General features: G+C 76.2%; 23 protein-coding genes. 14 read left to right on the forward strand and 9 right to left on the reverse strand.

Annotated features, from left to right (window positions below; genetic code table 11):
* The first annotated feature begins 236 nt into the window (after nucleotides 1–236).
* The 3 genes from J5O08_RS12500 to J5O08_RS12510 all read left to right on the forward strand — a co-directional run bounded on the left by J5O08_RS12500 (nucleotide 237) and on the right by J5O08_RS12510 (nucleotide 3,523).
* Nucleotides 237–1,604 (forward strand): glycine betaine/L-proline ABC transporter ATP-binding protein, encoded by a 1,368-nt coding sequence (locus J5O08_RS12500; protein ID WP_218707199.1) that lies wholly within the window; start codon nucleotides 237–239, stop codon nucleotides 1,602–1,604.
* Nucleotides 1,601–2,500, forward strand: a complete 900-nt coding sequence (locus J5O08_RS12505) for a proline/glycine betaine ABC transporter permease (protein WP_308281597.1) — start codon at nucleotides 1,601–1,603, stop codon at nucleotides 2,498–2,500. Before J5O08_RS12500 ends, J5O08_RS12505 begins: the two co-directional genes overlap by 4 nt.
* A 96-nt stretch (nucleotides 2,501–2,596) precedes the next feature.
* Nucleotides 2,597–3,523: a glycine betaine ABC transporter substrate-binding protein gene (locus J5O08_RS12510; protein WP_218707200.1), complete on the forward strand. Its 927-nt coding sequence runs from the start codon at nucleotides 2,597–2,599 to the stop codon at nucleotides 3,521–3,523.
* Nucleotides 3,524–3,686: 163 nt separating this feature from the next.
* Here J5O08_RS12510 and J5O08_RS12515 read toward each other — a convergent pair whose 3' ends face one another.
* Both J5O08_RS12515 and J5O08_RS12520 read right to left on the reverse strand, forming a co-directional pair.
* The gene (locus J5O08_RS12515) at nucleotides 3,687–4,418 is read right to left on the reverse strand and encodes a TetR/AcrR family transcriptional regulator (RefSeq protein ID WP_218707201.1); all 732 of its coding nucleotides are present in this window, start codon (nucleotides 4,416–4,418) and stop codon (nucleotides 3,687–3,689) included.
* Nucleotides 4,411–5,676 carry an amidohydrolase family protein gene (locus J5O08_RS12520; protein ID WP_218707202.1) on the reverse strand — a complete coding sequence of 422 codons (1,266 nt, stop codon included), beginning with the start codon at nucleotides 5,674–5,676 and terminating at the stop codon, nucleotides 4,411–4,413. Before J5O08_RS12520 ends, J5O08_RS12515 begins: the two co-directional genes overlap by 8 nt.
* 253 nt (nucleotides 5,677–5,929) lie before the next feature.
* On the opposite strand from J5O08_RS12520, the gene J5O08_RS12525 reads away from it, so the two are divergent.
* From J5O08_RS12525 to J5O08_RS12565, 9 genes are all read left to right on the forward strand, one after another.
* Nucleotides 5,930–7,546: an ABC transporter substrate-binding protein gene (locus J5O08_RS12525; protein WP_218707203.1), complete on the forward strand. Its 1,617-nt coding sequence runs from the start codon at nucleotides 5,930–5,932 to the stop codon at nucleotides 7,544–7,546.
* Between the two features lie 94 nt (nucleotides 7,547–7,640).
* Nucleotides 7,641–9,395, forward strand: coding sequence for an ABC transporter ATP-binding protein (locus J5O08_RS12530; protein ID WP_218707204.1), 1,755 nt, complete (start codon nucleotides 7,641–7,643; stop codon nucleotides 9,393–9,395).
* Nucleotides 9,392–10,276, forward strand: coding sequence for an ABC transporter permease (locus J5O08_RS21015; protein ID WP_218707206.1), 885 nt, complete (start codon nucleotides 9,392–9,394; stop codon nucleotides 10,274–10,276). Before J5O08_RS12530 ends, J5O08_RS21015 begins: the two co-directional genes overlap by 4 nt.
* Before the next feature lie 72 nt (nucleotides 10,277–10,348).
* The gene (locus J5O08_RS12540) at nucleotides 10,349–11,347 is read left to right on the forward strand and encodes an ABC transporter permease (RefSeq protein WP_218707208.1); all 999 of its coding nucleotides are present in this window, start codon (nucleotides 10,349–10,351) and stop codon (nucleotides 11,345–11,347) included.
* A 36-nt stretch (nucleotides 11,348–11,383) separates the two neighbouring features.
* Nucleotides 11,384–12,025, forward strand: coding sequence for a cysteine hydrolase family protein (locus J5O08_RS12545; RefSeq protein WP_218707209.1), 642 nt, complete (start codon nucleotides 11,384–11,386; stop codon nucleotides 12,023–12,025).
* A gap of 9 nt (nucleotides 12,026–12,034) precedes the next feature.
* Nucleotides 12,035–12,871 carry an urea amidolyase associated protein UAAP1 gene (locus J5O08_RS12550; protein ID WP_218707210.1) on the forward strand — a complete coding sequence of 279 codons (837 nt, stop codon included), beginning with the start codon at nucleotides 12,035–12,037 and terminating at the stop codon, nucleotides 12,869–12,871.
* 2 nt (nucleotides 12,872–12,873) lie between these two features.
* Entirely contained in the window at nucleotides 12,874–13,548 is a 675-nt protein-coding gene (locus tag J5O08_RS12555) for an urea amidolyase associated protein UAAP2 (RefSeq protein WP_217615998.1), read from the forward strand.
* The gene (locus tag J5O08_RS12560; RefSeq protein WP_218707211.1) at nucleotides 13,545–15,065 is read left to right on the forward strand and encodes an allophanate hydrolase; all 1,521 of its coding nucleotides are present in this window, start codon (nucleotides 13,545–13,547) and stop codon (nucleotides 15,063–15,065) included. The genes J5O08_RS12555 and J5O08_RS12560 overlap by 4 nt, the downstream gene beginning before the upstream one ends.
* Nucleotides 15,066–15,148: 83 nt before the next feature.
* On the forward strand, nucleotides 15,149–16,468 hold the full coding sequence (locus J5O08_RS12565; protein WP_218707212.1) for an MFS transporter: 1,320 nt from the start codon (nucleotides 15,149–15,151) through the stop codon (nucleotides 16,466–16,468).
* A gap of 117 nt (nucleotides 16,469–16,585) precedes the next feature.
* Here the strand turns inward: J5O08_RS12565 and J5O08_RS12570 are convergent, their stop codons facing one another.
* The 5 genes from J5O08_RS12570 to J5O08_RS12590 form a co-directional block, all read right to left on the reverse strand.
* Nucleotides 16,586–17,509, reverse strand: a complete 924-nt coding sequence (locus J5O08_RS12570; protein ID WP_218707213.1) for a cation diffusion facilitator family transporter — start codon at nucleotides 17,507–17,509, stop codon at nucleotides 16,586–16,588.
* A 76-nt stretch (nucleotides 17,510–17,585) separates the two neighbouring features.
* Nucleotides 17,586–17,795: a Trm112 family protein gene (locus J5O08_RS12575; RefSeq protein ID WP_205693691.1), complete on the reverse strand. Its 210-nt coding sequence runs from the start codon at nucleotides 17,793–17,795 to the stop codon at nucleotides 17,586–17,588.
* The gene (locus J5O08_RS12580; RefSeq protein WP_218707214.1) at nucleotides 17,792–19,279 is read right to left on the reverse strand and encodes a phosphomannomutase/phosphoglucomutase; all 1,488 of its coding nucleotides are present in this window, start codon (nucleotides 19,277–19,279) and stop codon (nucleotides 17,792–17,794) included. The genes J5O08_RS12575 and J5O08_RS12580 overlap by 4 nt, the downstream gene beginning before the upstream one ends.
* Nucleotides 19,280–19,337: 58 nt before the next feature.
* Nucleotides 19,338–19,631, reverse strand: a complete 294-nt coding sequence (locus J5O08_RS12585; protein WP_255589739.1) for a hypothetical protein — start codon at nucleotides 19,629–19,631, stop codon at nucleotides 19,338–19,340.
* 6 nt (nucleotides 19,632–19,637) lie between these two features.
* A complete protein-coding gene (locus tag J5O08_RS12590; RefSeq protein WP_147794069.1) occupies nucleotides 19,638–20,018 on the reverse strand; it encodes a DUF3499 domain-containing protein in 381 nt (126 codons plus the stop codon).
* A gap of 73 nt (nucleotides 20,019–20,091) precedes the next feature.
* Here J5O08_RS12590 and J5O08_RS12595 point away from each other — a divergent pair, with 73 nt between their 5' ends.
* Both J5O08_RS12595 and J5O08_RS12600 read left to right on the forward strand, forming a co-directional pair.
* A complete protein-coding gene (locus J5O08_RS12595; RefSeq protein ID WP_147794070.1) occupies nucleotides 20,092–20,571 on the forward strand; it encodes a metallopeptidase family protein in 480 nt (159 codons plus the stop codon).
* Between the two features lie 12 nt (nucleotides 20,572–20,583).
* Complete coding sequence (locus J5O08_RS12600; RefSeq protein ID WP_218707215.1) at nucleotides 20,584–21,477, forward strand: glycosyltransferase family 2 protein; 894 nt, start codon at nucleotides 20,584–20,586, stop codon at nucleotides 21,475–21,477.
* Between the two features lie 18 nt (nucleotides 21,478–21,495).
* Here J5O08_RS12600 and J5O08_RS12605 read toward each other — a convergent pair whose 3' ends face one another.
* Both J5O08_RS12605 and J5O08_RS12610 read right to left on the reverse strand, forming a co-directional pair.
* The gene (locus J5O08_RS12605) at nucleotides 21,496–23,130 is read right to left on the reverse strand and encodes a DUF5719 family protein (RefSeq protein ID WP_218707216.1); all 1,635 of its coding nucleotides are present in this window, start codon (nucleotides 23,128–23,130) and stop codon (nucleotides 21,496–21,498) included.
* A gap of 1 nt (nucleotide 23,131) precedes the next feature.
* The coding region (locus tag J5O08_RS12610; protein ID WP_218707217.1) for a hypothetical protein at nucleotides 23,132–26,135 on the reverse strand (3,004 nt) is incomplete at its 5' end.

Raw genomic sequence — 26,135 nt, forward strand, 5'->3', positions numbered from 1 at the left:
ATCGACGAATGGTCGGCGTGCGACGCCTGCTTCCGGCCCTCGCAGCGCCCCTCCCCCGGGGTGCGGCAGCGAGGGCCGAGGCGTGTCCCGCCGCCGCGCAACCGGCCCCCTCCGGGCGGGCCGCGCGGCGCTGCCGACCGACGCTGCGCCCCCGGCGCGCCCCACCCCCGGGGCGCACCCGACCTCCGCCCGCGGAGGGGATGGGGCCGCGCGTCATGACGTGACGAGGTGGATGAGTGACAGGACTGCGCGTCGAAGGCGTGTACAAGGTGTTCGGCCGCCGGCCGAACGAGGCGGTGAAGCGGCTCCGCGACGGGTCGTCCCGCGAGGACGTGCGCCAGTGGGGCACGGCGGCGGTGATCGACGCCGACCTGGAGATCCGCAGCGGCGAGACCTTCGTGGTGATGGGGCTCTCGGGCTCCGGCAAGTCGACCCTGATCCGGATGCTGAACGGGCTGCTCAAGCCGACGGCCGGGCGCGTCGTCCTCGGGGACGACGACCTCAGCGCCGTCAGCGCGGCCCAGCTCCGGTCCATCCGGCAGCGCAAGGTCAGCATGGTGTTCCAGCACTTCGCGCTGCTCCCGCACCGCACGGTGCGTGACAACGCGGCCTACCCGCTGGCGCTCCAGGGCGTGGACAAGGCCGAGCGCCGGAAGAAGGCCGACGAGGCCCTCGAGATGGTCGGCCTCGGCGAGTGGGGCGACTCGCTCCCCCACGAGCTGTCCGGCGGCATGCGGCAGCGCGTCGGCCTGGCCCGCGCGCTCGCCGCGGACACCGACATCCTGCTGATGGACGAGGCGTTCTCCGCGCTCGACCCGCTGATCCGCCGCGAGATGCAGGACCAGCTGCTCGAGCTCCAGCAGACGCTGGGCAAGACGATCGTGTTCATCACGCACGACCTCAACGAGGCCATGTACCTCGGCGACCGGATCGCCGTCATGCGCGACGGCCGCGTCGTCCAGGTGGGCACCAGCGAGCAGATCCTGTCCGCGCCCGCCGACGACTACGTGGCGCAGTTCGTCGCCGACGTCGACCGCACCCGCGTGCTGACCGCGTCCTCCGTGATGCGCCGGCCCGCCGCCGTCGCGTTCGCCGGGGGCGGCCCGCGCCTCGCGCTGCGCACCATGCGCGACGCCCAGGTGGCCGCGGCCTACGTCGTCGACCGCACCCGCGTGCTGCGCGGCATCGTCCGGGACGCCGACGCCGTCGACGCCACCCGCGCCGGCAAGGACACGCTCGAGGGCCTGATCGACGACAGCCTGACCTCGGTGTCCGTCGACACCCCGCTGGCCGAGGTGTTCGCGCCCGCCGCGGAGTCGCCGCTGCCGGTCCCCGTGACCGACGACAAGGGCCGCCTGGTCGGCGTCATCCCCCGGGCGATCCTGCTCGAGGCGATGGTCCCCGTCGACACCAGCACACCGCCGAAGGGCACCCCGACGGCCGACCAGGCCGCGACGTCCGGCACGTCCGCGGCCGGCGACGCCGACCCGACCGCGGCCACCGCCCCGGCGCCGGACGCCGACCCGCTCGGCACCGCGCCGGACGCCACCACCGCCGCCCCCAGCGCGGGCCGTGCGGCCGACACGACGGAGGTGCGCGCGTGACCGCCCCGATCCTCGCCCTCGACTCCACCGACCAGGGTGTCCCCCGCCTGCCGCTCGGCGAGTGGGTGGACGTCGCCGTCGACTGGGTGACCACCACGTTCCGCGGCCTGTTCTCCGCGATCAAGAGCATCTTCGAGGGCGCCTACGACGGCCTCGACACCGTGCTCAGCGGCCCGCCGTTCTGGTTCATCGCCGTCGCGCTCGCGCTGATCGCGCTGTTCGCGAAGGGCTGGAAGCTCGCCGTCGGCACGCTCGCCGGGCTGGTCGTCATCGCCGGCGTGAACCAGTGGGAGAACGCGATGGACAGCCTCGCGCTGGTCATCCTGGCGAGCGTCGTGGCGCTCGTCATCGCGATCCCGCTCGGCATCTGGGCCGCCCGCAACGACCGGGTCTCCCGGGCCGTCCGACCGGTGCTCGACTTCATGCAGACGATGCCTGCCTTCGTCTACCTGATCCCGACCGTCGTCATCTTCCGCGTCGGCGTCGTCCCCGGCATCGTCGCGACCGTCATCTTCGCGATGGCGCCCGGCGTCCGGTTCACCGAGCTCGGACTGCGCCAGGTCGACCGCGAGGTCGTCGAGGCCGGGCACGCGTTCGGCTCCTCCGACGGCCGCATCCTCCGGCAGATCCAGCTCCCGCTGGCGATGCCGACGATCATGGCCGGCGTCAACCAGGTGATCATGCTCGCCCTGTCGATGGTGGTCATCTCCGGCATGGCCGGCGCCCCCGGCCTCGGCGGCGACGTCGTCCAGGCCCTGCAGCGCGTCAACGTCTCGCTCGGCTTCGAGGCCGGCCTGGCCGTGGTCATCCTCGCGATGTTCCTCGACCGCGTGACCTCGGCGTTCGGCACCCGCTCGAAGACCGCCCGCGCGGTCGCCGCGGCGACGAAGGCCTGACGCCCCTCATCCCACCGGGGCCGCTCGGCGGTCCCGCACCCCACCCACCCCCACCCGGGCGGCGGCACGACGCCGCGCGCCCACGGAAGGACACGCATGCGCACCCGCACCCGCCGTTCCGCCCTCGCCGCCTCGGCGCTCGTCGCCGGCCTGGCCCTGACGGCCTGCGCCTCCGACGGCGGCTCCGGCAGCGCCTCCGACGAGGAGCGCCTCGAGAACGGCGACCTGCCCACCGTGTCGATCGGCGTGCACTCCGGCTGGGACGAGGGCATCGCCGTGTCGGCGCTGTTCCAGACCATGCTGGAGGAGGACGGCTACACGGTGGAGTCGCAGGAGGCCGACGCCGGCGTCGTCTACACCGGCCTCGCCGGCGGCGACTTCGACGTCAACTTCGACATGTGGCTGCCCACGACGCACGAGGACTACCTCGAGCAGTACGGCGACGACATGGAGCAGCTCGGCGTGTGGTACGACGACGCCCGCCTCACCATCGCGGTGAACGAGGACGCGCCGATCACCTCGATCGACGAGCTCGCCGAGAACGCGGACGCGTTCGGCAACCGGATCGTCGGCATCGAGTCCGGCGCCGGCCTGACCCGGATCACCCAGGACGAGGCCATCCCGACCTACGGCCTGGACGACATGGAGTTCGTCGTCTCCTCGACCCCGGCGATGCTCGCCGAGCTCAAGGGCGCGACCGACGCCGGCGAGAACATCGCCGTCACCCTGTGGCGCCCGCACTGGGCGTACGACGCCTACCCCGTCCGCGACCTCGAGGACCCCGAGGGCGCCATGGGCGAGGCCGAGGAGATCCACACCGTCGGCCGCACCGGCTTCGGCGAGGACTACCCGACGCTGACCAAGCTCATCGGCGCGTTCGAGCTGACCGACGAGCAGCTGTTCTCGCTGGAGAACCTCATGTTCAACGAGAACGGCGGCTCGGACCCGACCGGCTCCGCGCAGCAGTGGCTCGACGAGAACCCGGACTTCGTCACGGACCTCAAGGAGAAGGCGGGCGTCTGACGCCCCACCGCTCCGCGCGCCGACGGCCCGCTCACCGCTCCGGTGAGCGGGCCGTCGCCGTCCCCGGGTGCCTACCCCCGCCGAGATAGGACGCGCGCGCCGAGATAGGACCCCGCACGGACCTATCTCGACGAGGAGGTCCTATCTCGGCGGGAGCGGGAGGTCAGTCCGGTTGGGGGACCGCCTCGCGGAAGCGGGCCGCCAGGGACTCGCCCGCCGCGACGGCTCCTGCGATGTCCGGCTCCGGGACGTGCACGAGGCGCAGGCAGCCGCGCACCACGGCCTCGGCGTAGGCCGCGCGGGTGCCGTCGTCGCCCCACTGCCGCTGGCTGATGATGCCCTCGACCAGCCCGAACGCCAGCTCCAGGTCCGTGTCGGGCAGCGCCGACGCGTCGACGCCCTGCCGGTCCAGCACCGCCACGGACAGCGCGCGGTAGTGCCCGCGCAGCGCGACCTGGCTCTCCCGGGTCTCCAGGAACTCGGTCTCGGCGATGTCGAGCAGCCGGTAGACGACGTGCAGGTTCCACCGGTCGCGCAGCAGCCCGTCGAGGTCGAACCGCGCGAGCCCGGCGAGCGCGGCGGCCGGGTCGACGGGGCCGCCGTCCGGGCCGGCGGTGCGCAGCCAATCGGCGAACTGCACGGACGGCGCCACGGTGCCCTTGAGCAGCGAGCGCAGGATCTGGCTCTTGTCGGCGAAGTGGTAGTACAGCGACGCCTGCTTGATGCCGACGGCGTCGGCGATCTGCCGGGTCGTGGTCTCGGTGTAGCCCTGCGAGCCGAACAGCGACGCGGCGGCCGCCAGGATCTCCTCGCGGGTGCTCAGCGCGGAGTTCGCGCGCGGGGCCGACCGCGGCCGGCCCCGGCGGCGCGGCGCGGCCTCGGCCTGCTCAGCCACGGTCCACCGTCCTCCCGTCGTCGGCGCGGGCGTCCTTGACGACCCGCCCATCCTGCACCACGACCCGCACCCGGCGGGGGTCCGCGAGCGCGTCGATGCTGGTGAGCGGGTCGACGTCGGTGAGCACCAGGTCGGCGCGCAGCCCCGGTGCCACCGTGCCCACCTGGTCCGCGATCCCGAGCATCCGCGCCGCCCCGGAGGTGCCCGCGACGACCGCGGCGGCCGGCGACAGCCCGTGCTCGACCAGCAGCGCCAGCTCGGTGAGGTTGGTGCCGTGCGGGGCGATGCCGGCGTCGGTGCCGAGCGCGACCGGCACCCCGGCCGAGATCGCCGCGTGCAGCCGCTCCCGCGCGGTGTCCTTCAGAGCGCGGCGCTTCGCGGCGACCCAGGGCGCGACCCCGTCCGCCACCGGGCGGGTCAACGTGGACAGCGTCGGCACGAGCCAGGTGCCGCGCTCCCCCATCAGGTCGATGGTGGCGTCGTCGACGAGGTAGCCGTGCTCGACGCTGCGCACCCCGGCCCGGACCGCGGCGGCGATGCCCGCGGCGCCCTGCGCGTGCGCGGCGACCCCGACCCCGCCGTGCCGGTCGGCCTCCTCGACGACGGCACGGAGCTCGGGCTCGGACAGGCCGCCGGACTCCGGGTGGCTGCGGGGACTCCCCATGCCGCCGGTCGCGGCGACCTTGACCCAGTCGGCGCCCTGCCGCAGCACCTCGCGGACCGCGCGCACGAACTCGGCCGGCGAGTCGGCCACCGCCCCCGCGCCGGGACCCGTGTCCAGCGCCACCCCCTCGATCGTGCGCCAGTCGCCGTGCCCGCCGGTGATCGACAGGATCCGGATGGCGACCTGCAGCCGCGGGCCGCGCACCAGCCCCTGCTCCAGCGCGTCCCGGAACCCGGAGTCCGCCCCGGCCAGGTCGCGGGCGGTCGTGACCCCGGCGTCGAGGGTCGCCGACAGGTGGGGGACGGACCGCAGGGTGAGCAGCGACTCCGGCGCCAGGACGGTGCCGAGGGTGTCGCCGCCGGGCGACGTGCTGACGTGGACGTGGCAGTCGAGGAACCCGGGCAGCAGCGTGCGGCCGGCCCCCTCGAGGACGGCGAGGCGCGCCGGGTCGGCGGTCGCCGCGCCGGGCACCACGGTCCCGGTGGGCCCCACGGCGGCGATCAGGCCGTCCGAGACCAGCACGTCCGTGCCCGGCCGCGGGTCGGCGCCGGTGCCGTCGATCAGGCGCACGTCGCGCAGCAGCAGGTCGGTCACGGGCGGGCTCCTCGGGGTCGGGAGCGGCCAGGCTAGCCCATTACCTGTCACAGATAGATTTTACGTCCCGGCAACACCGCGCAACCCCGTGGCAACGACCCGGGTCTACTTTTCCGGTCACCGACAGGAAATGCGTCGGCCGCACCACGGCGCGGATCGCAGGGTCCGCCCTCACCGCACCTCCCCTCCCCTCGGCGTCGCGGCCTCCCCCTCCGGCACCCGTCGACGCACCCCCGACCGAGAGGCACCGAGCATGAGCCCGAGCACCGCCCGCGCCACCACGCGGTCCGCCCGCCGCCCCCGCACCGCCGCCCGCACGCGCACGACCGCCGCGGCCGCCGCCGTGGCCGGGCTGCTGGCCCTGACCGCCTGCGGGCAGAGCGGCACCGTCGGCGGCGGGTCCGCCGGCGGCGACGACACCTTCACCGCCGTGATGCTCACCGGCTACACCACGCCGCCGGACCCGGACGTCAACTACGACGGCCCCGGCCTCAACATCATCGAGAACACCTACGAGGGCCTGGTGGCCTACCAGGACGGCGTCGAGGAGCCGACGATCGTCCCGGAGCTCGCCGAGGAGTGGACCGTCTCGGACGACGGCCTCACCTACACGTTCACCCTGCGGTCGGGCGTCACGTTCCACGACGGCACCGAGCTCACCTCCGAGGCGGTGAAGGCGTCGTTCGAGCGGCGCGCCCAGGTCGACGCCGGCCCGGCGTACATGGTCGGCGACGTCGTGTCCGTCGAGACCCCCGACGACCTCACCGCCGTCGTCACGCTCACCGCGCCGAACGCCGCGTTCCTCGACTACCTCGCCTCGCCGTTCGGCGTGAAGCTCGTGAGCCCGACGGTGCTCGCCGACGAGGCCGGCGACGACTTCGCGCAGACCTACCTGACGACGCACGACGCCGGCACCGGCCCGTACGAGCTGACCGCGGTCGAGACGGGCGAGCGCTACGAGCTCACCGCGTACGACGGCTACTGGGGCGACGCCCCGGAGCTCACGTCCATCGAGATCCAGGTCGCCGAGAACGCCTCGTCGGCGCAGCTGCAGCTCGAGCGCGGCGCGATCGACGCGATCCTCGGCAACCTCAACAAGACCTCGTTCGAGTCGTTCGAGGGCAGCGAGGACGTCACGACGTCGACCTTCCCGAACTTCACGACGCAGATGATCTACGTCAACCCGGGCTCGGCCTGGCTCGCCGACGTCGCGGACCGCGAGGCGCTGTTCGCGGGGATCGACAAGGAGTCGATCATCGACGAGGCCATGGGCAGCCTGGAGGTGCCGACCGACCAGCTGTTCCCGCAGGGCATGGTCGACGCGAGCATCGACGACCAGGGCATCACCTACGACGAGGGCGCCTGGGACGCGCTGGGCACCCCGGGCTCCGGCACCGTGCGCATCGCGTACGCCGGGTCCAGCGCGGACGGCAAGGCCGTCGCCGAGGAGCTCGGCTCGCGGCTGAGCACCGCCGGCATCCCCGCCGAGGCCGTCGCCTACTCCGCCGGCACGATCTACGGCATCGCCGAGGAGGGCGCCGAGGGCCCGGACCTCGCGGTGTTCTCCGTGTTCCCCGACGCCGGCCACCCGGACGCCTGGGCGAGCATCATCTACACCCCGGCCGGCGGCCTGGACCTGTTCGGCGCGGAGGTGCCGGGCCTGACCGACCTGCTCGACACCGCCCGGGCCAGCGAGGACATCACGGCGTACGCCCCCGTCGCCGAGGCGATCAACGCCACGCGCTACTGGTACTCGATCGGGTCGCTCAACACCACCCTGCTGACCACGCCGGACGTCACCGGCACGACCGAGGCGCAGAACGTCCTCGAGTACGACGTGCTGCACTTCGCGGCCCTCGGCCGGGGCTGACCCCGCGCCACCCCTGACCCCGGGGCGGGGTCGTCACCCCCTGACCGGCCCCGTCCCGGGCTCCGTCCCTCGTTCCCTCCCCAAGGAGACCGCCATGCCCGCTGCCGAGAGCCCCGTGCTGCGCGTCGACGGCCTCGACGTCCGGCTGACCCGCGACGGCGAGACCGTGCACGCGGTCCGCGGCGTCGACCTCACCGTCGAGCGCGGCGAGGTCGTCGGCCTGGTCGGCGGGTCCGGCTCGGGCAAGAGCATCCTCGGCCTGTCGGTCATGGGCCTGCTGCCCGCCTCCGCCCGGCCGGTGGTGTCCGGGGCGGTCGACCTCGCGGGCACCGACATGATCGGAGCCCCCGACGCGGCTCGGCGCGCCGCCCGCCGGCAGCACGTCGGCGCGGTGTTCCAGGACCCGATGACGTCGCTCGACCCGACGATGACGATCGGGCGCCAGCTCGGCGAGGTCACCCGCGACCGGGCGCACGCGCTGTCCCTGCTGGAGGACGTCGGCATCCCCCGCGCCGCCGACCGGCTGAAGGCCTACCCGCACCAGCTGTCCGGCGGCCTGCGCCAGCGCGTGATGATCGCGCTCGCCGTCGCCCGCCGCCCCTCGCTGATCCTCGCCGACGAGCCGACGACGGCCCTCGACGTCACGGTGCAGGCGCAGATCCTCGACCTGCTGCTGACGCTGCGCGAGGACATCGGCTGCTCCATCGTGTTCGTCACCCACGACCTCGGCGTCGCGGCGCAGGTCTGCGACCGGATCGCCGTGATGCAGCACGGGCGGATCGTCGAGTCCGCCGGGGTCGACGAGGTGTTCGGCAACCCGACGCACGCGTACACGAAGAACCTGCTGCGGTCGCGGATCGACCTGCGGACCCCGCGGGACCGGCCGCTGGCGGCGATGCCGGTGGCCCCGGCGAGCGCCACCGCACCCGCGGCCGCCGCCACGGCCCAGGCCCAGGCCCCCGCGGACGACGACGTCGCCGTCGGCGCCGACGGCGTGCTCGACCTCGCCCCCGGCGCGCCCGCCCCCGGGCTGCCCGAGGTGTGGCCCCCGGTGGTCCTGCGCGAGGGCGCCGCGGTCACCGTCCGCGACGCGCACCGCGTGTTCCGCAGCGGCCCGCCGTGGAAGCGCCGCGAGCTGCCCGCGCTGCGCGGCGTCGACCTCGAGGTCCGCGCCGGCGAGGCCGTCGCCCTGGTCGGCGAGTCCGGCTGCGGCAAGTCGACGCTGCTGCGCGTCGTCGCCGGGCTGGAGACGACCACCGCCGGCGAGGTGACCGTCGCCGCGGGCGCCGCCCCGCAGATGGTGTTCCAGGACGCCGGCGCCTCGCTCACCCCGTGGCTCCGGGTCGGCACCATGCTCGACGAGCGGCTGCAGGCGCACGTCACGGGCATGTCCCGCGCGGAGCGCACCGACCGCGTCCTCGACACCCTGCGCACGGTCGGCCTGCCGCCGGAGACGGCGCGGGCCCGCGGCGACCAGCTCTCCGGCGGCCAGCGGCAGCGCGTCGCGCTCGCCCGCGCGGTCATCGTGCCGCCGACCGTCCTGCTGTGCGACGAGCCGACCAGCGCGCTCGACGTGTCGCTCGCCGCCACCGTGCTGAACCTGATCGGCCGGCTGCGCCGCGAGCTCGGGATGTCCGTGCTGTTCGTGACGCACGACCTCGCGGCCGCCCGCATCGTCGCCGACCGGGTCGCCGTGATGCGCGAGGGCCGGATCGTCGAGGTCGGCCCGACCGACGACGTCTGCGAACGCCCGCAGCACGAGTACACCCGCACGCTGCTCGGCGCGATCCCCGGCCCGCAGCACCGCCGCGACCGCGTCGCCACCCCCACGATCGGAGCCGCGCTGTGACCACCGCCGACCTCGCCGTCTCCCCCGGCGGCGCCACCACCCGCGCCGCCCGCCGCTGGGCCCGCGTCACCGCCGTCCGGCACCGCGCCCTCGGCGTCGACCTGGTTGCCATCGGCGCGCTCGCGCTGATCGTGGCCGTCGCGCTCGCCGCCCCCGTGCTCGCGCCGCACTCGCCGGTCCTGCGCAGCGGCGAGGCGTTCCTGCCGCCGCTGAGCCCCGAGCACCTGCTCGGCACCGACGCGCTGGGCTACGACATCCTGTCCCGCCTGCTGTTCGGCATGCGGTCCAGCCTGGTCGCCGCGGCGATCGTGATCGCGTCCGGCGTGCTCGTCGGCGGGCTGATCGGCCTGCTGGCCGGGGCGCTGCCCGGCTGGGTCGACGCGCTGCTGATGCGCACCACCGACCTGTTCCTGGCGCTGCCCGGCCTGGTCATCGCGATGGCCGTCGCCGCCGCGCTCGGCGCGTCGTTCACCTCGGCGCTGGTCGGCGTCGCGGTGGTCTGGTGGCCGCTGTACGCGCGGCTCGTCCGCGGCGAGGTCCGCGCGTGGGCCGCCCGGCCGCACCTGGAGGCCGCCCGGCTCGCCGGCACCCCGTGGGGCACCCGGGTCACCCGGCACCTGCTGCCGGGGGTCCGCTCCACGATCGTCGTCGCCGCGAGCCTCGACGTCGGCGGGCTGGTCGTCGCGCTGTCCGGGCTGTCGTTCATCGGGCTGTCCTCGCCGGCGCCCGCCCCGGAGCTCGGCGCGATGGCCGCCCAGGGCATGGCGTACCTGCTGCAGGCCTGGTGGGTGCCGATCTTCCCGGGCCTGGCGGTCCTGGTGATCGCCCTGGCGGCGAACCTCGCCGGCGACGGCGTCCGCGACCTGATGCGGGGGCGCTGAGGTGCGCCGCCCCGCCGTCCCCGCCGTCCCCGCCGCCCCCCGCCCGTCCCGAGCCGCCGAGGAGGCCCTCGCATGGTGATGTTCCTGGTCAAGCGCGTCGCCGCGACGATCGGCGTGCTGCTCGCGCTCACGATGGCGCTGTTCGGCCTCCAGGAGGTCAGCGGCGTCGACCCCGCCAAGGCGTACGTCGGGGCCAACGCCTCCGCCGACGCCGTGGCCGCCGCCCGCGAGCGCCTCGGCCTCGACGAGCCCCTGGTGCAGCGCTACCTCACGTACCTCGACGGCCTGCTGCACGGGGACCTGCAGAACTCGCTGCGCAGCCGCACCCCGGTCGCCGACAACCTGGCCCAGGTGCTGCCCGCGAGCCTCGAGCTCGCGGCGTGGGTCCTCGGCATCGCGCTGGTCCTGGGCGTGGCGTTCGCGGCCCTCACCACGCTGCGGTGGCGCGGCGCCGGCATCGTGCGGGTGGTGCTGCTCAGCGGCGCCGCCGCCCCGACGTTCCTGCTCGGGATGGTCGCGCTGCTGGTGTTCTACGGGAACCTCGGCTGGCTGCCGTCCGGCGGCCGCACCGGGCTGCGGGACGCCCCCGCCGGGCCGACGGGGTTCCTGGTGCTCGACGGGCTGCTGGCCGGCCGGTTGGACGTGGCCGGGGACGCCGTCACGCACCTCGCGCTGCCCGCGCTGTGCGCCGCCATCTCCCCCGCGGTCGCGATCGGCCGGGTGCTGGTGGACGGGCTCAAGGCCAACATGGCCGCCGACCACGCCCGCACCGCCCGCGCCGCCGGCATGGGCGAGCGGCAGATCCTCGTGCGGCACGCCGTCCGGAACTCGCTCGGCCCGACGCTGTCGATGGTCGGCATCCAGGCGGGCATGCTCCTGGCCGGCCTGGTGGTCGTCGAGAAGATCTTCGACTGGCCCGGCGTCGGCTCCTACCTCGACAAGTCCGTCGCGGCCTCCGACTTCCCCGCCATCGCGGGCGTCGCCCTGCTGCTCGGCGTCGTCTACGTCCTGCTCAACACCGTCGTCGACGTGCTCCAGGCCGCCGCCGACCGCCGCATCGCCCTCGCCTGAGCGCGGTCGCACCACCCCCCGGAAGGAACCACCCCCATGAACGTCACCGGCAACGCCGTGCTCATCGTCGTCGACATCCAGGGCGGCGACGTCGAGCGCGCCGAGTCCCGCACCGAGATCCCGTACATGCCCGGCCGCACCGAGCGGGCGCCGCGGGTCCGGAAGATGATCGCCACCTGCCGCGATCAGGGGATCCCGGTGGTCTGGATCCAGGAGGTGCACAAGCCCTCGCTGATCGACATCGGCCGCGAGCTGGACGGCGCCGAGGGCCCGCACTGCGTCGAGGGCTGGCCGGAGACCGAGCTCGCGCAGGGCCTGGACCCGCGGCCCGACGAGTTCCTGATCCGCAAGCGCCGCTACTCCGCGTTCTTCGGCACCGAGCTGGAGATCGTGCTCAAGGCGTACCGGGCCGACACCGTCATCCTCATCGGCGGCCTGACCGACGTGTGCATCCACTACACCGCCGTCGACGCCCACCAGCACGACTACCGGGTGCGGGTCGTCACCGACGCGGTCGGCGGGTCCTCCCAGGAGGCGCACGACGCCGCGCTGCGCGCCATCGACTACCTGCAGCGCGACGCGCTGGTCACCGCGGAGGACGTGCAGCAGTGGCTCGTCACCGCGGAGCCGAACCCCGAGGTGCAGCGCGCGCTCGCCACCACCGCCCAGGCCGTCTGAGGAGGACCGATGACCAGCATCTCCACCGCCTCGCCGCTGGGGGCGCGCGACCACGCGCGCGCCCAGGGCGGCACGGTCGTCGGCACGATGCCGACCGTGCCCGCGGCGACCGCCGCCGACTGGCCCGCCGACGTCGCGCCCGAGGACCGGCTGCACGCCGAGACCGTCGCCGGCGGGAACTACACCACCGTCGTGCTCGCCCGCGGCTCGGTGCTCGAGCTCACCGACCTGGAGGGCGACGCGTGCGCCCACCTCGTGCTGACGAACGCCGCGCAGGTCGACGAGCGGCTGAACGTGGCCGACACCGTGAAGATCCAGTGGCAGGCCTACCTGGGCGCCGGCTCGATGCTGCTGTCCGACCGCGGCCGGGTGCTCGCGACCGTCGTCGAGGACACCTCGGGCCGGCACGACACCTTCGCCGGGACGTCGTCGAAGGCCGCGAACGAGGCCCGGTACGGCGACGGGTCCCCGCAGGGCGGCACCCCCGCCGGCCGCGAGCTGCTGCTGCTCGCCGCACTGAAGAACGGGCTGGACGCGCGCGACGTGCCGCCGAGCCTGTCGTTCTTCCAGGGCGTCCGCATCGCCGAGGACGGCACGACGGAGTTCACCGGGTCGGCCGGCGCCGGTGCGCGGGTCCGGCTGCGGCTCGAGCTGCCGTGCGTCGTGCTGCTCGCCAACGTGCCGCACCCCGTCGACCCGCGCGCCGAGTACGTGTCGACGCCGCTGCGGGTCCGAGCCTGGCGCGGGGCACCCGCGGGGCTGGACGCGCCGGAGGTCACGGCCGGCCCGGAGGCCGAGCGCGCCTTCGCCAACACCATCGACTACGCCCGCGCGAGGGGACTGTGACCATGACCGCTGCACCCACCTCCCCCGCCCCGTCGACGGACGCGCTGCCCGCGCGCCTCGCCGGCGCCGCCGTCGTGCTCGACGAGGTCGTCCCGCGCCGGTCCGCGTGGTCGACCGTCGTCCGCGCCGGCCAGGAGCTCACCATCGTCGACCTGGAGGGCAACCAGGCCGTCGACTGCCTGCTCTACGACGCGCACGACACGTCTGTCCGCTACTCCGCGTCCGACACGATCGCCGCCCAGCGCAACGTCTACCTGGTGCAGGGGTCCGTGCTGCGGGCCGGCACCGGCGACGCGCTGATGACGCTCGTGCACGACGAGGTCGGCCGGCACGACACCATCGGCGGCGCCTGCTCCAAGGAGTCGAACTCGCTGCGGTACGGCCACCACACCGTGCACCAGCACGCGTGCGTCGAGAACTTCCTCGCCGAGGGCGCCCGGCACGGGCTCGGCAAGCGCGACCTGGTGTCGAACATCAACTGGTACATGAACGTGCCGGTCGAGGCGGACGGCGCGCTGGGCATCGTCGACGGGATCTCCTCCCCCGGCCTGTCGCTGACGCTGCGCGCCGAGCGCGACGTGCTGGTGCTGGTGTCGAACTGCCCGCAGATCAACAACCCGTGCAACGGGTTCGACCCGACGCCGGTGCGGATGATCGTGACCGAGGGGGCGGCGTGACCTCGGCGCCCGGGCTCGCCGCGGTCGCGCGCGCGTACGCCCGGATCGCCGAGGTCGACCGGCCCGAGGTGTGGATCCACCTGCGCCCCCGGGCCGACGTCGAGGCCGACGTGCGCGCGCAGGCCGACCGGGCGGCGGCGGGCGCGGACCTGCCGCTGCTCGGCCGCCTGGTCGCGGTCAAGGACAACATCGACGTCGCGGGGCTGCCGACCACCGCGGGGTGCCCGGGCGTGGCCTGGACCGCGGCCGCCGACGCCACCGCCGTCGCCCGGCTGCGGGCGGCCGGCGCCGTGGTGCTGGGCAAGACGAACCTCGACCAGTTCGCCACCGGCCTCGTCGGCACCCGGAGCCCCTACGGCGCGGTGCGGTCCGCCGACCACCCCGACCGGATCTCCGGCGGGTCGTCGTCCGGGTCGGCCGTCGCCGTCGCGCTCGGGATCGTCGACCTCGCGCTCGGCACCGACACCGCCGGGTCGAACCGGGTGCCCGCCGCGCTCCAGGGCGTCGTCGGGGTCAAGCCGACGCCGGGTCTCGTGCCCACCACCGGGGTGCTGCCGGCGTGCCGGTCGCTCGACTGCGTGGGGGTGTTCGCGCGGTCGCTGCCCCTGGCGGCCCTCGCGGTGGGCCTGATGGCCGGGCCGGACGGGGTGGACGCGCTGGCGGCGCGGCCCGTGCCCGCCGACGTCGCGGCGCCCGCGCCGGACGCCCCGGTTCTCGCGGTGCCCCGCGCGGCGGACCTCGACGCCCTCGCCCCGCTGTGGCGGTCGGCGTTCGACGCGACCGTCGCGTCGCTGCGGTCCGCCGGGTGGACGCTGCGCGAGGTCGACCTGACGCCGTTCCTCGACGCCGCGCGGCTGCTGTACGACGGGGCGTTCGTCGCCGAGCGGTACACCGCCGTCGGCGGACTGGTCGACTCCGGGCCCGAGGGCCTGGACCCGGTGGTGGCGGGCATCATCCGCGCGGCGGGCGAGCTCCCCGCGCACCGGTACGCCGCGGACCTCGTCACGCTCGCGGAGCTGCGCGTCGTCGCGGAGGCGGCGCTGGGCGACGCCGACGCGCTGCTGCTGCCGACGACCACGCACCACCCGACGCTGGCCGAGGTGGCCGCGGAGCCGGTGGCGGTGAACTCCCGGCTCGGGACCTACACCAACTTCTGCAACCTGTTCGGGTACGCCGCGGTGGCCGTGCCGGTCGACGCCGGGGTGCCCGGCGAGCGGGTCGGCGTCTCCGTGCTGACCCGCGGGTTCGCGGACGGCGCCGCGCTGGACCTCGCGGGGCGGCTGCTGGCCGTCGCCGAGCCGCGGGCGTGGGAGGTGCTGGACGGCGCGCCGGGGACCGCGGCGGAGGACGGCGCGGCCGCTGCGTCGGCGCTGGGGCCCGGGACGGTCCCGGCGGAGACGCCGGCCGCGTCGGCAGAGGCGTCTGCGGGGCCGGCCGCGGGGGCGTCGGCCGCGTCGGCGACGGCCGCCACGGTGCAGGCCGGCGCGGGCCGAGTCGCGGACCCGGTGCCAGCGTGATGCTCGACGCCGCCACCCCGCCCGCCACGCCACCCGTCGCCCCGCCCGCGCCGGGTCCCGCGCGCGGACCCCGGCTGTGGCCGATGGCGACCGGGACGTTCGCGATCGGGTTCGGCTCGTACGTCATGGCCGGGCTGGTGCCGAGCGTGTCCGCGGAGCTCGACGTGTCGGTCAGCCAGGTCGGCACGCTGGTCAGCGTCTACGGCTTCACGTACGCGGTGTCCACGCCGCTGCTCACGCTCGTCGTCGGGCGCGTGCCGCGCCGGCTGCTCATGGCCGTGGCGCTGGGCCTGTTCGCGCTGGCCACCGGTGCCACCGCGTTCGCCACGACCTACGACCAGGTGGCCGTGCTGCGCGGGCTGTCGGCGGTGGCGGCGGGCGGGTTCACGCCGACGGCCACGGTGCTGGCCGCGCGGCTGGCCCCGCCCGGGCGGCGCGGGCGGGCGGTGGCGACGGTGTTCGGCGGGCTGACGACGGCGACCGTGCTCGGGGCGCCGGCGGGCAACCTGCTCGGCCCGGCGCTCGGCTACCGCGGCGTCTACGCCCTGGTGGGCGGCCTGGCGCTGGTGGCGCTGGTGAGCGTCCTGGCGCTGGTCCGCGTCCCGCGCACGGTCACGGCGGCTCCGTCGGCCGCCGGGTCGCCCTCGGCAAGCCCGGCACCGGCTGCCGCCGCCGAGTTCGGTCCCTCCAGCCGAGTTCGGACGTCAGAGGGACCGAACTCGGCTGGACGCACCGAACTCGCGGTGGCCGCGCCGGTCGTCGTGCCGGACGAGTCACCCCGTGCCCGGTCGACCGGCACCCCGGCGACCACCGCCGCGCCTGCCGGCGCCGGCCCCGCGCTGCCTGGGCTGGTCGCCGTCGTCCTGCTGGTGTCGATGCTGGAGACCGCGTCGGCGCTCATGGTGCAGACCTACTCGTCGCCGCTGCTCACCGACCTCGGCGGGCTGACCGGCGCGCTGCTCAGCGCCGTGCTGCTGGCTTACGGCGTGGCGGGTGTGGCGGGCAACGTCGTGGGCGGGCGGCTCGCCGACCGGTTCGGCGCCGCCCGCAGCATCGTGCTGGCGCTCGGCACCTCGGTGCTGGCGCTGCTGCTGCTCACCCCGGCGACCGCGACCGCGTGGACCGCGCTGGCGGTCTTCGCGCTGTGGGGGTTCGCCGCGTGGGCGATGAACTCCCCCCTGCAGAACGTGCTGCTCACGCTGGCGGGCCGGCACGGCCAGCTGGTCGTGGCGCTGAACTCGTCGATCATCTCGCTCGGCACCGGCCTCGGCGCCCTGGTGGGCGGCTGGGTCGTGGCCGGCCCGGGCTACGCGGTGCTCGGCGCCGCGGCGGCGGCGGTCATGCTCGTGGCGGTCGTCCTGGTCGCGGTCCTGTCCCGCCGCCCGGCGGTGGCGGCCGTCTGACCGCCCGTCCACCGGAGCCCGGCCCGGCTCCTCCCGGGAGTGGCAACGAGTGGAGCGTTCTGCCCGACACGCGCCGGCGTGTCGGGCAGAACGCTCCACCCGAGGGTGTCGCCGGACTCAGCCCGCGGCGAGCGCGTGCCGCAGGTCCGGCTCCAGGTAGATCACCCGCGCGATGGGCACCGCCGCCCGCACCCGCTGCTCCGCCGCGTCGATCGCCTCCGCGACGTCGCCCGCGCTGGACGCCGCCGGCACCTCGATCTTCGCCGCCACCAGCAGCTCCTCCGGGCCGAGGTGCAGCGTGCGGAGGTGGATGACGGACGGGACGCCCGGGCCGACCAGCGCGGCGCGGATCGCGTCGACGTCCTTCCTGCTGGCCGACTCCCCCAGCAGCAGGCTCTTGGTCTCGACCGCCAGCACGATCGCGATGACGACCAGCAGCAGGCCGATCGCGCCCGACCCGACCGCGTCCCACCGGCCGTCGCCGGTCACCAGCGTCATGGACACGCCGAACAGCGCCAGCACGAGGCCGATGAGCGCGCCGAAGTCCTCCAGCAGCACCACCGGCAGCTCGGGCGCCTTCGCGGTGCGGATGTACGACACCCAGCCCTGCTTGCCGCGGGTGTGGTTCGCCTCGCCGATCGCCGTCCGGAAGGACAGCCCCTCCATGACGATCGCCGCCCCCAGCACCGCCAGCGGCACCCACTGCCAGGACTCGATGGGGTGCGGGTCGGCGAACTTGTGCCACGCCTCGTAGAGCGCGAACAGGCCGCCGAGGCTGAACAGCACGATCGCGACGATGAACGCGTACATGTACCGCTCGCGCCCGTAGCCGAACGGGTGCTCCTCGTCCGCCGCGCGCCGGGCCCGGCGGCCGCCGACGAGCAGCAGCAGCTGGTTGCCGGAGTCGGCCACCGAGTGCACCGCCTCGGCCAGCATCGAGCTCGACGAGGTGAGCAGGAACGCGATGAACTTCGTCACCGCGATGCCCAGGTTCGCGGACAGCGCGGCGATGATCGCCTTGTTCCCGCCTCCGTGTGCCATGCCGGTCCCTCCGCTGGTCAGCGCACGGGCGACCGAGGTCCCCCGAGGCCGCCGCGCGGTGGCCCGAGCGGTGATGCTAGACCGGGCGGGCCTCGTCGGCGAGGAGGACGGGGATGCCGTCGCGGACGGGGTACGCCAGCGGGCGGTCCGGGTCGGTCGACACGAGCTCCGGCTGGCCGCCCGGGCCGACGCCGTCCACGAGCGTCGCACCGGTCACGGGGCAGCGGAGCAGCTCCCGCACCCAGGGGGCGAGGCCGGTGGTGCCCACGGGCTCGGCGGCGCTCACGCGGCGCCGTCCTGGCGGACGAGGGCGAGCACGTCGTCGCGGACCTTCTCCATGATGTCCTCGTCCGCGGCCTCGACGTTCAGGCGCAGCAGCGGCTCGGTGTTCGACGCGCGCAGGTTGAACCACCACTGCGGCTGGGCGTCCCAGTGCGAGACCGTCAGGCCGTCGAGCTCGTCGACCGTGACCGGGCCGGCACCCTGCTGCTCGACGTACGCCTCGACGACCCGCGCGCGGGCGGCGGCGACGTCCGCGACGCGGGAGTTGATCTCCCCGGAGGCGACGTACGGCTGGTACTGCTCGGCGAGCGCCGACAGCGGGTGCGGCTGGCCGCCGAGCGCGGCGAGCACGTGCAGCGCCGCGAGCATGCCGGTGTCCGCGAAGAAGAAGTCGCGGAAGTAGTAGTGCGCGGAGTGCTCGCCGCCGAACACCGCGTCCGACTCGGCCATCTGCGCCTTGATGAACGAGTGACCCACGCGGGTGCGGACGGCCTTGGCGCCGGCCGCGGTCACCAGGTCCGGCACGACCATCGAGGTGATGAGGTTGTGGATCACGGTGGGCGTGCGGCCCTCCGCCTTCTCCCGCTCGATCTCGCGCAGGCCGACCAGCGCCGTGATCGCCGACGGGCTGACCGGGTCGCCGTTCTCGTCGACCACGAAGCAGCGGTCGGCGTCGCCGTCGAACGCCAGGCCGATGTCGGCGCCGTGCTCGACGACCGCCTTCTGCAGGTCGCGCAGGTTCTCCGGCTCGAGCGGGTTCGCCTCGTGGTTCGGGAAGGTCCCGTCCAGCTCGAAGTACAGCGGCACGACCTCGAGCGGCAGCTCCGGCAGGCCCGCGCCGGTGCCGAGCACGGCCGGCGCGGTGAACCCGCCCATGCCGTTGCCGGCGTCCACGACGACCTTGAGCGGGCGGATGCCGGACAGGTCGACCAGGCCGCGCAGGAAGGAGGCGTAGTCGCCCAGCAGGTCCTGCTCGGTGACCTCGCCGGCGGCGGTGCCCTCGGCCGCGGCCGGCACGCCGTCGCGCAGGTACTCGGCCGCGAGGTCGCGCACCCGGGACAGGCCCGAGTCCTGGCCGACCGGGCGGGCGCCCGCGCGGCACAGCTTGATGCCGTTGTACTCGGCGGGGTTGTGGCTCGCCGTGAACATGGCGCCCGGGATGCCCAGCTTGCCCGACGCGAAGTACAGGCCGTCCGTCGAGCACAGGCCGATCGTGATGACGTCGACACCCCGCGCGGCCAACCCCTCGGCGAACGCGCCGACCAGCTCCGGGCCGGACGGGCGCATGTCGTTGCCGATCACCACGCGAGGACGGGCCCCGTCCGCGGCCTCGGGCAGGACGACGACGTCGGCGAAGGCCGCGCCGATCGCGCGGGCGACGCCGGCGTTCAGCTGGTCCGGGACCGTGCCCCGGACGTCGTACGCCTTGATCAGGCCGGTCAGGTCGGGCAGCGCGGAGGTCTCAGGCACGGCGTCACGGTATCCCATCGGGGTGGGGCCACGCGGGGCCTCCAGGGGTGCTCCCCCTCCACCCGGACGAGTGGGATCAGCCCCGGCTCGACCGCCGCACGACCTCGTCCCGGCTCAGCGACGTCCCGTCGCCGTCCAGCGGGAACCACGCCCGGTGCTCGCACTCGTGGCAGGACACGAACGTCACGTCCGTCCCGTCGGCCAGCGCGAGGTGCAGCCGGGTGAGCCGCGTCGACCCGCAGACCTCGCACTCGCCCGTCCCGGGGGCGTGCTCCTGCCCGGCCTGGCTCAGCGAGCCCAGCGGCGTCGGCTCGGGCTCCCCCCGGCGTCCCTTGCGGCGTCCTGCTCCACCGCCCCCTGCACCGGCCATCGCGCGCTAGCCCTCCTCGCCACGCAGCACGCGCAGGTGACCCCGGCGGCGCTCGGTGTCGAGCTCGGCGGCCGGCGGCAGGCCGTCGGGGACCGCGGCTGCGTGCCGGGGGGCCGGTCGCCCCGCCTCGCGCACGGCGTCGGCGAGCGCGAGCAGGTCGTCGTGGCTCGGGCCGGTCTCGACGAACTCGGGCGTCAGCCGGACGACCTCCCACCCCCGCGGGGCGGTGAGGCGCGAGGCGTGCTCGGCGCACAGGTCGTAGGAGTGCGGCTCGGCGAGGTTGGCGAGCGGGCCGAGGACGGCCGTCGAGTCGGCGTACACGTACGTCAGGGTCGCGACCGCCGGACGACCGCACGCGGTGCGGGAGCACTGGCGGACGGGTCTCACGGGGTAGAACCTACCGCCGCCCGCGGCCGGAGCGTGCGCGCGACCCGCGTTGTCACCCGGATACAGTGCCGTGGTGGCACCCCGTCGGCACGTCCCCGCCGCCCCCGGAACCCCGGGCGGACCGGTCCCCCGCGTCGGCGCCGTCCGCCGCCGCGACCGCCGTGGCCGCGGCATCCGCGGCCCGCTGCTCCCGGCCTCGCTGCCCGCGCACCGCACCCGCGCGGAGCGGTTCGACGACCTCGTGCTCGACTCGGTCGAGCGCCTGGAGGTCCGCTGGGGGAAGTACCTCGACGGCGTCGAGTTCGCCGTCGAGGACGTGCCCCCGTCCGACCCGGCGCCCTGGGAGTCCGGCGGCGTGCCGCTCGGGCGGTCGTTCCCGTCGCAGCCCGGCCTACCGCCGCGGATCGTGGTGTACCGGCGGCCCGTGGAGTCCCGGGCCGTCGACGCGGACGAGCTCGCCGACGTCGTGCACGAGGTGGTCGTCGAGCAGGTCGCGCACCTGCTGGGACGTTCGCCCGACGAGGTCGACCCCGAGCTCGGGGACGGACGGTAGCCTGACCCGGCCATGACGACGACCCCCGAGCCGAGCCGCGCCCCCGCCACCCCGTCCGCCGGCCGCCCCGCGGTCCGCGTGGTCACGATCGTGTACAACCCGGGTCCGGAGCTCACCGACTTCACCCGGTCCCTCGCCGCCGCGACGACCGCGCCCGTCGAGCTCGTCGTGGTCGACAACGGTGCCGACCCTTCCGTCGCCGACCGGGTCGCCGCCGAGGCGGGCGGTCGCGTGGTCCGCACCGGCGAGAACCTCGGCTACGGCGGCGGCGCCAACGCCGGCGCACGCGGCGCGACGCAGCCGTTCCTGGTGGTGGCCAACCCCGACGTCGTCTGGGAGCCCGGCTCCCTCGACGCCCTGCTCGACGCCGCGGAGCGGCACCCCGCGGCCGGGGCGCTCGGACCCGCGCTGCTCAACGAGGACGGGACGGTCTACCCGTCGGCGCGCGAGCTGCCGTCGCTGACCCAGGGCGCCGGCCACGCCGTGCTCGGCAAGGTCTGGCCCGGGAACCCGTGGACGCGCGCCTACCAGCGCCGCCAGGAGACGGCCGGCACCGAGCGGTTCGCCGGCTGGCTGTCCGGGGCCTGCCTGCTGCTCCGCCGGGACGCGTTCGAGGCGGTCGGCGGGTTCGACGACGCGTACTTCATGTTCTTCGAGGACGTCGACCTGGGCGAGCGCCTCGCGCTCGCGGGGCGGCCGAACGTCTACGTGCCGTCGGCGCGGGTGACCCACGTCGGCGGGGTGTCGTGGAAGGCCAAACCGGCCGCGATGATCTCGGCGCACCACCGGTCCGCGGAGCGGTACCTGCACCGGCGGTACCACCGGTGGTACCAGTGGCCGGTGCGCGCCGCGGTGTCGGTCGGGCTGAAGGCGCGCGAGGTCGTGGAGCTGCGCGCCGCGCGCTGAGCCGCGGCGCCGTCCGCGTCAGTCCAGGCCGACGCGCGATCCCCGACGCACCTCGGCGTGCGTCACCGCGGCGGCGTCGGTGACGGGGGACAGCACCGAGATGAGCGAGCCGCTCGGGTCGGCCACCGCGGCGTACAGGGACCAGGCCAGCACGACCGACGGGTCCTCCGGCGCGACGACCTCGACGCCCACGACACGGGCACCGAGCTCCTGGACGCGGAACGGCACGGTCGACCCGACCGGCACCTCCACCTTGCGCTCGCCGAGCACGCCGGACTCCCCGTAGCCACGGAGCGTCACGGTCACCGTCCGTCCCGGGGGCGCGGCATCGGCGTCGAGGTCGGGCACCTGTCCCTCGGTGGGTTCCGGGCTCGGGGACGTCGACGCGGTCGGGGCGGGTGCCGCGCCCTCGTCACCCGTGGGCACCGCCGTGACGGTCACGTTCGCGGTGGCCCCCGCCGGCACCGCGACCAGGCCGCTCCCGGGGGTCGCGGACGCGGCCCAGGCCCGCTCCAGCCGCGGCCCCTCGTCCAGCTCGCCGGCCTTGCCCTCGCGCGCGATCATCGCGCCGGCGACCACGGCCTCGGTCGATTCCACCACCGCGGTGTAGCTGCCGGCGGCGAGCCCGCCGAGGGACACGTCCGTGACCTCGCCCGCGGGGAGGTCGAGCTCCTGCGCGCCGGGCAGCTCGACGTCTCCGTCCGGCCCGAGCAGCCGCACGGAGGCGGTCGCGTCCACCTCGCCGGGCACGAGCAGCCGGAGTGCGCCCGCGTCCGCGGCGTCCACCTCGGTGGCGACGACGGAGATGCCCGGGACGACCTGGGTCGTCGCCGGGCCGGTGCCCGCGGTGACGAGGTCGGTGCCGCGGGGGGTGAACCCGTCGAGCAGGGCGTCCTGGAGGTACGCCGACACCTGGCCGCCCGCGGCGGTGACCCGGACCGCGATCCGGCGCTGCTCGGCGGCGACGCCGGGCAGCGACAGCACGCGCTCGGCCCCGGGCGCCACGAGGAACGTGCCGCCGTTCGCGAGGTCGACCGGGCCCGACGGGCCCCACACCTCGACGGTCACGTCCGCGGGCGTGGCACCCGGGTTCACGACCACGAGGTCGGCGGTGCTCTCCAGCTCCGTGCTGCCGCCGACCAGCCAGACGTCGGCCGACGGGCGCGCGCAGGACGCGGCGGACAGGCCGCGGAGGTCGCCGTCGGTGACGACCGACGACGTGGCGCCGGCGACCCGGGCGGGCTCGCCGTCCACGGGCTCCGCGCGCAGCACCGTCGCGGCCCCGGGCGACGCGACGGACCCCGTGCCGCCCGTCAGCGCGACCGGGTCCGCGCCGAGCACGGTCAGCGAGGCGGTGGCGGACGCCACGGTGTCGAAGCCGGTGACCCGCTCGACGGGCGCGACCGGCACCCGGTCGAAGGCGGAGTCGCCGGACAGCGTGTCGTCGGGCAGCTGGAGCGGCCCCGGGCAGACCAGGGTCGTGGCCGTCGGCGCGACGTCGACGGTGGCGGCCGGCACGGGGCGGGCCTCGGTCGGCGGCGCCGCCACGGCGATCGCGACCACGCCGCCGGTGAGGCCGAGCACCAGCGCGCCGGAGAGCAGGCGCGCGACGCGCCCGGTCCGGCGCGGGCGCGCGACGGTCGGGTCCGTCATGTCATCGCCTCCCAGCCCGACGGCGGCGGACGGGCAGCGCGAGCAGCAGGGCCAGCAGCCCCACGGCACCCTGCGCGACCGTCCACGCCGTCCGGTCGGGGGCGGTGTGCGTGACGACCAGGCGGCCGCCCTCACCCCCGACCTCGAACGTCTGCCGCCAGCCGTCGGTCACCGCGCGCAGCGGCCGGCCGTCGAGCGTCGCGCGCCACCCGGCGTCCGCGCGCTCGGCGAGCACGAGCAGCCGTCCGGCGTCGCCCGGCGCGATCTCGGTGTCCACCCGCGCCACGACGCCCGGCACCGCCGGCACGGCGACCGCGTCGGCGGACGCCAGGCCGGCCGCGTCCTGGGTGGCGCGGGCGTCCGGGACCAGGCGCGCCCAGGCGGTCACCACGGCGGGCACGGCGGAGTCGGCGGCCGTGTCCGCGTCGGCGGACGCGTCGGCCGTCGAGCCCTGCGCGTCCTCGCCGACCGCGCCGCCCGAGGGCTGCACGCGCCAGATGACCCCGGAGTCGCCCTCGGTGATCCGCTCGAGGCCGGGCGTGGCGTCGAGGCGCCCGATCAGCGCCGTGCGCGCCTGCTGCCGCGTGAGGTCGTCCTCGGCCGCGGGCAGCGGGGGCACCAGCACGTCCGCGACGGCCAGGGCCGCCAGGTCCGCGGCGACGTCCGTGCTGGACCCGACGGCGAGCGTGCCGACGACGGCCTCGACCTCGGCGTCCGCGTCGTCCGGCTCCGCGGCGGCCGGGTCGGTCAGCCCGCCGGCGAGACCGGCCGTCCGCGCGGCCGCCGCCGACTCGAGGACCTGCGGTCCGTCGCCGCGCAGCAGCTGCCAGTCGACCGCCCCCGCAGCGGGTCCGGAGCTCGCGGGGTCCTCGGTCGAGGGCACGAGCGCGAGCACCCGCGGGGCGTCCTCGGACTGCTGGGTCTGCCGCCCGATCGCCGGCACGACCGCGCGGTCCATGGTCGTCAGGTCCGCGGCGGCGCCGTCGCGCGCCTGCCACGCCCAGCCGACCCACGCGGTCAGCGGCAGCACGACGACCACGGCGGTCACGACGGCGGCGGTCAGCTGCCGCCAGCCGAACGACGCGCGGTCGAGCCACGCCCGCGCCCCGCGGGTGCCGAGCACCCCGGCGGCGAGCAGCCCGGCCATCGCGAGCGAGATGCCGGAGCCCGCCCAGCCGACGACGACCGCGCCGTCGTCCTCGCCGACGGCCACGCGGCCCGCGACCAGGGCGGCCACCAGGCCGACGGCGGCGACGACCCAGCCGAGCCGCACCGCCCGCGCGATCGGTGCCCCGCGCAGCAGGGCGATCAGCGCCAGCAGCAGCACGGCGCCCCCGGTCGCGACCGGCCACCAGGTGACGACCGACTCCGGCACCCAGCCGGGTAGCCAGGACGGCACGAGAGAGGTGGCGTCGACCGGCACGCCGAGCAGCATGGCGACCGCGGACGCCGGGTCGGAGGCGAGCGGGGCACCGGGGTCGGCGACGAGCAGCCGCACGCCGTCGAGGCCGCGGGACACCGCCTCGGCGAGCAGCGGGCCCAGCAGGACGAGCGCGGGCACCGCGGCGAGCACGACACGCAGCCGGCGGCCGCGCGGGGCGCACGCGGCGACCACCAGCAGGAGCAGCACGCCGGGCAGCAGCAGCGCCGGGGCCCCGGCGGCCACGACGGCGAACGCGAGGGACGCGGCGGCGGCCGCGGCGATCGAGCCCGCCGGGCGGGTGGGGGTGGCGGGGAGGTCGTCGGGGTGGGCGTCGGCCGCGTCGTCAGCCGTCGCGCCGGCCGTGTCGTCAGCCGCCGTGCCGGTGGCGTCGTCAGCCGCCGTGCCGGTGGTGTCGGCGGCCGCGTCGTCGGTCGCCGGGACCCGCGCCGTCACGGCCTCGGTCGCCCCGGTGGTGGCCGGCACTGCGCGGGTGCCGCGCACCGGCGTCACGTCGCCGGCCTCGTCGCGGTCGCGCTCGGCGGCGGACCCCTCCGCGGCCACGGCCGGGGTGGCGCCCGTCCTCGGCAGGTCGTCGGCCGCCTCCGCGCGGTCGCCCTCGACCTCGGCGCCCGAGCCGGTGACCGCGGGCGTCGCGCCGGTGACCGCAGGAGTCGCGCCGGTGACGACGGGCGTCGCGCCCGTCGCGCTCCCCGCGTCGTCGTCCCCGCGCCCCGCCGCCCGGCGCCCACGGCGACGTGCGGGCTCGCCCGCGCGCGCCCACGCCTCGGGGTCGGGCCACTCCTCAGCGCCGAGGTCCCGCCCGGGCACGGCACCGTCCTCGGCGCGCGCGGCGGTGGCGACGCCGGACAGCACCACGTCGACCTGCTGCGCCCCGACGGCCCGCGCCAGCGCGAGCGCGAGCCACGGCAGCGCCACGTGCACGAGCACCGCCCCGGCGCGACCCTGGCCCGCGGCCAGCAGCAGGCTCGGGAGCGCGGCCCAGACGACCGCGGCCCACACCCGGACGCCGACGGACCGGGTGGCGGCGCCCGCGGCGAACCAGGCGCCGAGCCCCGAGAGCAGCACCGCGCCGAGCACGAGCACCGCGAGCGCGACGCCCAGGCTGCCGCCGGCGACCGCGGTCCCGGGCAGCAGGGCCGTGACCAGGGCGTCGGCGGGCCCGGGAGAGCCGAGGCCGCCCGACACCCAGCCGCTGGTGGCCGCGGCCCACACGTCGCCCAGACCGGACGAGGCCGCGAGCAGCGCTCCCCCGACCAGCGACTCGCCGGACAGCGTGCCGAGCACGAGCGGCCCGAAGGCCGCGGCCGTGACGACGACGAGGGCGACGGCGACGACCGCGAGGCCGGCGCGGCGCCGCAGGGCCAGCGCCGCGAGCTCGCGCAGCTCCAGCTCGCTCGGCGCCCGCACGACCCGGCGGGCCTCGGCGCGGGTGAGCCGCCGGTCGCGCCACTGCCGCCACACGGTCCGGCCGTCGGCCTGCAGCGGCCGCAGCGTCCGGCGCGGCACCGCGCGCGTGCGGCGGGCCTGCGCCCGGGCGCGGACGACGACGGCGGGCCGGCCG

Source organism: Cellulomonas sp. PS-H5, from assembly GCF_019265565.1.
Lineage (GTDB): Bacteria > Actinomycetota > Actinomycetes > Actinomycetales > Cellulomonadaceae > Cellulomonas.